Here is a 6401-nt window from a genome sequence, read left to right as displayed (position 1 = left end):
CGGTTTTAGTACATCCTACATATCCCATTGGTACTGAACTTATGGAATTAGATCGTTATGCGTTAATTGCATCAACCGGTTTTATGATTGATACGACTTTGGCCATTTCAAAAATGATCGTTGATGGTTTCTTTGATCGTTATCAAAATTTAAAAATAATTGCGTCACATGCGGGCGCGACACTTCCATATTTAGCGGGGCGGTTTGATCGTGTTTGGGATACGACAGAACGCGCGAAAGTTAAAATCAGTAAGCATCCAAGTGAATATTTAAAGCATATATATTATGACAGTGTAACCTATGCGCAAGAAGCGCTTGAGTTATGTGTAACTGTGGCTACGCCTGATCATGTTTTATATGGATCTGATTATCCATTTAATTTGGGTGACATGGAAGGGTGCCTTGTTCGTGTCAATAATTTACCTGAGGACGTCAAACATAAAGTCCGTGGTGATAACGCAGAACGAATTTTTAATTTATAAAAGAAGAGTAATAATATGACGGTCATCGATGTTCATACACATGCTTATACCCGTGATTGGTATGAGATATTAAGAAAACAAGGCGGCGAATATAATATTCAAGTACGTCCAGACGGTAAGGAAGAAATATTTAAGAAAGATACGCCCGTTGCGTTTCCACAACCTGGTCATTTTGACTATGATTTGCGCATTAAACAAATGGATGCAACGGGTATTGATGTTTCAATTGTTTCCCTCACTTGCCCGAATGTATATTGGGGCGGCGAAGAGATTAGCTGTGCTGCTGCAGTTGCCTCAAATGACAGTATGGTTGAAGCGCAGAATAAATATCCTGACCGTATTCGATGGTACACGTCACTTCCTTGGGAATACCCGGAAAAAGCCGTAGAAGAATTAGAACGGACCGTAGCCCTTGGTGCGAGCGGGGTTATGGTGCTTGCAAATATTGCAGGACGCAGTTTAACCGATCCATTTTTTGCACCAATTTGGCAGGCAATAGATGACAAAGCACTTCCTGTTCTTGTTCATCCGACTGACCCGCCAGGTGCCCTTGATATGGATATGGGTTCATACGATTTAAGTTGGTCCGTTGGATTTATGTTTGATACGACGCTTTGCTTTACACGTATGATCTTTGATGGATTTTTCGATAAATATCCTAATATGAAGCTCATTGCATCGCATGGTGGCGGTACGCTTCCATATCTTGTAGGTCGTTTTGAAAAAGGTGATGAGGTTGAACTTGCTGAACGACGGGTGATGAAACATAAGCCAACGGATTATCTGAAACATATTTATTATGACTGCATTAATTACGATCCACGCGCCATGCATTATTTAATGTCTATTGTTGGACCTGATCGTGTCATGTTTGGAACCGATTGGCCGCATCAGGTTTTTGATACGCCGGGTGCAATGAAACATACGGCTGAACTTCCTGCGGACCAATCCAAATTAATCAGATCAGAAACAGCGATTAAAGTCTTTAACCTTTAAAAATATGTTGAATGCTGATTTAGATGGGGCAGAAAATATTGGTGCCTGGTATGCCGGTAGATTTATATTTAAAAACGGGTGAGCATTCCCCAATGACGTATTTAATGAAACCATTTAGAGATTATTTCTCAAAATCACTTCGTGAGTAGAAGGTTAAGAAAGTATTTCAAGTTATTGCTTTTAAATACTTTTTATAAATGATCGATCGATGTCAGTGATTTTTTGTGCGCCTAGTAGGATCATGTCGCGTTTAATGGCGTCTCTGATGATTTCAACGGATTTAATAGCGCCTTCGGTTCCGCCGGCGGCAAGACCATAAAGATAAGGTCTTGCAAAACTAACGGCGTTTGCCCCCATTGCGATGGCTTTAAGAACATCAGTGCCACGGCGAATTCCACCATCAACAATGAGTTCAGTTTTATCAGAGACGGCTTCTCTTATCGGTTCGAGGCAGCTTATTGGTGCGGGCGATGTGTCAAGTTGTCGACCGCCGTGATTTGAAATTGAGATTGCGTTAAATCCAACGCGTTCTGCGCGGATGGCATCGTCTGCGCGCACAACACCTTTTAATATAGTTGGTCCATTCCATTCGCCTAGCAACCATTCTGCATCATCCCAATTGAATCCGGCATCAAGCTGCGCGGCAACAAAATCATTAAGTGTTGCGGCCGTTGAGGCAGATGAAAGATTGGCATAGCGAATGGCAGGTGAAAAGAGATAATCCATGGTCCAGTGCGGCGCATTTAACGCATGCCAAATTTGCTTTGGTCCGATTTTAGGAGGTATCGTGAAACCGTTTTTGGGATCCCGTTCACGGTTTCCTGCGATGGGAAGGTCGACGGTTAAGAACATCGCTGTAAACCCGGCGGCTTTTGCGCGGTCAAGCATTTCTTTGACCAGCCCCCTGTCTTTCCATACATAAAGCTGAAACCATTTGGGACCATTTGTAGCGGTTCCTATATCTTCTATAGAAACGGATGATAGGGTCGCTAAAGAATAAACGGTTCCAATCTTTTCAGCGGCTTTAGCGGGACCATATTCTCCTTCTGTATGAAATAATCTATTGCCTGCTGAAGGGGATAAAATAAACGGGACGTCCATTTTCTGTCCTAACAATGTCGTCGAAAGATCGGGGCTATCGACCCCAGAAAGAACACGGTATAACAATTCATAATCATCAAAGGCTGATGAATTGCGTGCAAGAGTTTTTTCATCATCAGCGCCGCCGTCGATATAATCAAATACCATTTTGTGGGCACGTGTCTTAGCCGCTTCGCGTAGATCATTTATATTTATGCAGTTTTTTAATTTCATCAAATTAGATTACTGCCATCTTAGATCATCGACAAGGGCTTCTATCTTTTTTATCATTTGACGGGTTTCAGTTGGGTTAGCACTTTTTGAAACGATGGCTTCAAGCATTTTCGGATAAAATTCCTGTTTCCATTCTTTTCGCTCGTTATCAGTCAGAAAGTGAATGTTAGTGCTTTCTGATTGATTTAACGCTAAAGCCCAAAGGGTGGTATCAAGTTGATAGGCAATGGATGCGTTTTGCGCTTCTTTCACTGCTTTTTCTATTCCGTCACGTTGAAAATAAGTTAATGAATTCCAAGTGTCTTTATTTATCATCATCGTATAATAAATATTATAAAAATTTTCGACAATTGTTGTGTGTTTAAAACGTTCATGCAGTCTTTGACGGTGATTGTTCTGCAGCATTCCAATATTTATGTCGAAATCTAATTGTGGTGTTACAAGAGCCCCGGTCCATGCTTCTTGTGTGCCAATAAAGCGGCGTTCTTTTGGCTTTACATCTGTCCATAACGGGTCCCAAGTTTTATCAAAACCATTGATAATTTTATCAGAGAAGTCACTAGGGTGTCGAATTGGGGATATGCCATTTACACTAATAAATGCGGCATTATAAAAATGACCAAGGACTTTTACATTATATGCAGTTTCTATTTTTTGCGATATCCAATTTGCAGGCTCAGATGTCATGAAGCGTCTTGAATGTTCAACACCATCAAATAAAAATGGTATTGATTGGATCATTACTTCCGGTACTTTTGGTAAGAAAAAGGCGGGGACATTGGTTGCTTGTATCTTATCACCTTCGGCGGTTAGGGTAGCTGAGCGGAAAATTGAAATACCGTCCTTTTGTTTTCCCAGCAGAATATTCCATTTAATCTGACCATCGGTATATTCAGCTACCTTTTTAGAAAATAATTCTTGAATGCGCGGTGTGTGTAGGCATTCGGCCTTCTGGAGTTTCACCAAAAACATTTGCCATTGTTATTGTTTTTGTCTCTTGTGCATAAGATGGTAATATTAAGATATTAATAGAAAGAATGAGTGTTAATATTTTCATTTATTGCCACTCCAAATCTTTTATAAGTTCTTTTGTTTTGCGGATCATATCGCGTGTTTTTTCTGGATCCTCTGATTTACTTATTACCGATGTAACCATTTTGGGATTAAATTCTTTTTTCCAGTTTTCGCGCTCTTCTGCTGATAAGAAATGAATTTTTACACCTTCGGATTGGTTTAATTGAATAGCCCACATCATTGTATCTGCATGCATTGCAATTGAGGCATCTTGTGCCTCTTCTATTGCGCGGTTAATGCCCGTTTTTTGAAAAGGCGATAATTTATTCCATACGTCATTGTTGACAAAACAGTATAATAAATATTATACATATTGGGCATCAAGGTCAGATGTTTATATCTTTCATGTAGCTTTTGTGAATGGTTATTTTGTAGCATACCGATTGTGACTTCTGTCTTTACGCCGTCTTCTGTTAACTTACCATTTACAGCGTCATTATAGCCGATATAGGTGATTTCTTTGGGTTTTATATTTTGCCAGAGTGGTTGCCAGCTTTCGGAAAAGTCGTTAAGAATTTTGCCATTGAAATCTTCTACTTTTAAGATAGGAGTGATGGAATTTACGCTAGCCGCATTTGAGTGATGAAAACTTCCAAGGACCTTCACATTATATGCTTTTTCCACTTTTTTAGATAGCCAGTTATCAATTTCGCTATTCATAAACCGTCTGGAATGTTCATCGCTTTCAAATAAAAACGGAATAGATTGTATAAGCATTTCTGGTACACGTGTAAGGAAAAGAGATAGTACAATAGTTGCCTGTATAACGTCCCCTTTTGCCGTCATATCAGGCATAATGAAGACAGGAATGTCCGGTCTTTTTCCAGGTAATATTTCAAAGTTGATTTCACCTTTAGTATTCTTATAGATTTTTTCCGAGATTTGTTTTTGCAGAAGACCAGTATGAAGTGGCATACGTCCGTTTGGTGCATCACCAATCACATTGGCCACTTTAATAACGACCTCAGATTGAGCGAATGAGAGAGAAGAAATTATTAAATTTATGATAAAGACTAGATATATTTTCATCTTTAGAGCCTAAAAATCATTTTTTGAAAATTATTATAAATCAACACATTTTGGGCTCATTATGGACTCATTTGTCAGGATAAAGTCAATGAAGATTTTATTCACAAGATATAATGATATGATTATAACAATTTTAAATAAATTTTATTTAAACTTTTTGGAAAGTTTTCAAAAAATAAAGGTGCTCAATTTAAACTCTTTTAGAATCATTTTGATTAGTCCTTTTATTAAGAGTTTAGTTGATGCCTCATAAAATAATTTCAGAAGATCTTGGATTATATTTTAGCTTAAGCGGTAATGTTAATTTCCAGGATATTCGTTTCGCCTGTGCCGAAGCGTGGGAACATAAAAACCGAATGAGTAATGTTTATCAAATATGGGATTTTCAAAAAGTTGATAAATTTGATATGGAACATCTTGAAGCCGTAATGGGTGCAAGAATGGATAATGTTGCCTTTGGCGAAATTGGCAATCTGACCAAAATTGCAATCGTCTCTAACAGAATTGATATCATAGGAAAATACCTCGTTTATAAAGGGTGTCTTGATAATGATATTGTGATGGCGGATGTTTTTAATTCTGTTTCTGATGCTAGAGAATGGATTTCAAAAGCGAGTTCAAAAAGCTCTAAAACGGCTTAAAGTATCGCTTCAGCGAATTCTTGATAACTTTTAATACGGCTTTCTATATCATGAGTTACAGCAAGGACGGCAAACTCATCGGTTTTCCAATATTTTTTTAAATCGTGCATTTTTTCAGCAACATATGTTTTGTCACCAATAACAAAACTTTGTTTTAATAAATTATAGAAACGTTCTTCACGGGGTGAGAAATTAATTATGTCATCTTTTATAATTTCTGGATCAAGCCATAGGACATCTTGACCGCGTGTTTGCTGTAATGTTTTTTTATAAAGTTGGGATGATGCAATAAATTCTGCTTCTTCCTGTGTATCAGCACAGTAACCACCAACGGCGATCATAACTTTAGGATTGTGTTCATGTCCTGCGCGTTCAAAGGCATTAAGATATTCTTCGACAACATTATATTCTGCCCCCGTTGGCGCAATGAATAGTGCAAAGGATAAATAATATCCAAGCTCGCCCGCTAGTGTCGCACTGCCACCACTGCTGCCAAGCATCCAAAGTTCGGGGTTGTATTCTGGATAAGGCGAAGTGATTAAATCTTTAAATGGGTGATTTTCTTCACTATGACCAGATAGAAACGATCTTAAATCAAGGGCTTGTCGTGAATATAATTCACCAAATGTTGCTTGCCCGGGGTAGGCTAATGCATGACTAGAAAGCGCGCCGCCGCCGGGTGCTCTTCCAATGCCAAGGTCAATTCTATTGGGAAAAAGTGTGCTCAGCAACCTGAACTGTTCGGCAACCATATAGGGACTATAATGTAAAAGCATGACGCCGCCGCTTCCAACGCGAATTTTTTCTGTTATCGATGCAATATGACTTATGAGTGTTGCGGGATTAGGGCCGGCAAAATACGACG

General features: G+C 38.9%; 9 protein-coding genes. 4 read left to right on the top strand and 5 right to left on the bottom strand.

Annotation, left to right across the window (positions count from 1 at the left end; genetic code table 11):
- From ACTF6W_RS12060 to ACTF6W_RS12050, 3 genes are all read left to right on the top strand, one after another.
- Positions 1 to 482: amidohydrolase family protein (locus tag ACTF6W_RS12060; protein ID WP_438994798.1), on the top strand; the 482-nt coding region annotated here is incomplete at its 5' end.
- Positions 483 to 497: 15 nt separating this feature from the next.
- On the top strand, positions 498 to 1478 hold the full coding sequence (locus ACTF6W_RS12055; RefSeq protein ID WP_438994797.1) for an amidohydrolase family protein: 981 nt from the start codon (positions 498 to 500) through the stop codon (positions 1476 to 1478).
- Between the two features lie 23 nt (positions 1479 to 1501).
- Positions 1502 to 1627 (top strand): hypothetical protein, encoded by a 126-nt coding sequence (locus ACTF6W_RS12050; RefSeq protein WP_438994796.1) that lies wholly within the window; start codon positions 1502 to 1504, stop codon positions 1625 to 1627.
- A gap of 31 nt (positions 1628 to 1658) precedes the next feature.
- On the opposite strand, the gene ACTF6W_RS12045 is transcribed toward ACTF6W_RS12050, so the two are convergent.
- From ACTF6W_RS12045 to ACTF6W_RS12030, 4 genes are all read right to left on the bottom strand, one after another.
- On the bottom strand, positions 1659 to 2792 hold the full coding sequence (locus ACTF6W_RS12045; protein WP_438994795.1) for an alpha-hydroxy acid oxidase: 1134 nt from the start codon (positions 2790 to 2792) through the stop codon (positions 1659 to 1661).
- A 9-nt stretch (positions 2793 to 2801) separates the two neighbouring features.
- Positions 2802 to 3755, bottom strand: a complete 954-nt coding sequence (locus tag ACTF6W_RS12040; protein ID WP_438994794.1) for a hypothetical protein — start codon at positions 3753 to 3755, stop codon at positions 2802 to 2804.
- A 94-nt stretch (positions 3756 to 3849) separates the two neighbouring features.
- Entirely contained in the window at positions 3850 to 4104 is a 255-nt protein-coding gene (locus tag ACTF6W_RS12035) for a hypothetical protein (protein WP_438994799.1), read from the bottom strand.
- Positions 4089 to 4895: a TRAP transporter substrate-binding protein gene (locus ACTF6W_RS12030; protein WP_438994793.1), complete on the bottom strand. Its 807-nt coding sequence runs from the start codon at positions 4893 to 4895 to the stop codon at positions 4089 to 4091. Before ACTF6W_RS12030 ends, ACTF6W_RS12035 begins: the two co-directional genes overlap by 16 nt.
- A gap of 242 nt (positions 4896 to 5137) precedes the next feature.
- Between ACTF6W_RS12030 and ACTF6W_RS12025 the strand changes: the two genes are divergently transcribed.
- Positions 5138 to 5536 carry a hypothetical protein gene (locus ACTF6W_RS12025; protein WP_438994792.1) on the top strand — a complete coding sequence of 133 codons (399 nt, stop codon included), beginning with the start codon at positions 5138 to 5140 and terminating at the stop codon, positions 5534 to 5536.
- Here ACTF6W_RS12025 and ACTF6W_RS12020 read toward each other — a convergent pair.
- On the bottom strand, positions 5533 to 6401 hold an 869-nt coding region (locus ACTF6W_RS12020; RefSeq protein ID WP_438994791.1), incomplete at its 5' end, for an MsnO8 family LLM class oxidoreductase. The two genes, ACTF6W_RS12025 and ACTF6W_RS12020, sit on opposite strands and share 4 nt — an antisense overlap.

Origin of the sequence: Pseudemcibacter sp., from assembly GCF_965661635.1 — a bacterium.
Lineage (GTDB): Bacteria > Pseudomonadota > Alphaproteobacteria > Sphingomonadales > Emcibacteraceae > Pseudemcibacter.
Note: the sequence above shows the minus strand (reverse complement) of the source record. Positions and strands in the feature narration are given on the sequence as shown.

Excerpts from the sequence above, each read along its gene's own strand:
- ACTF6W_RS12055 (WP_438994797.1), top strand. The coding sequence starts at position 498 with ATGACGGTCATCGATGTTCATACACATGCTTATACCCGTGATTGGTAT.
- ACTF6W_RS12050 (WP_438994796.1), top strand. The coding sequence starts at position 1,502 with ATGGGGCAGAAAATATTGGTGCCTGGTATGCCGGTAGATTTATATTTA.
- ACTF6W_RS12045 (WP_438994795.1), bottom strand. The coding sequence starts at position 2,792 with ATGAAATTAAAAAACTGCATAAATATAAATGATCTACGCGAAGCGGCT.
- ACTF6W_RS12030 (WP_438994793.1), bottom strand. The coding sequence starts at position 4,895 with ATGAAAATATATCTAGTCTTTATCATAAATTTAATAATTTCTTCTCTC.
- ACTF6W_RS12025 (WP_438994792.1), top strand. The coding sequence starts at position 5,138 with ATGCCTCATAAAATAATTTCAGAAGATCTTGGATTATATTTTAGCTTA.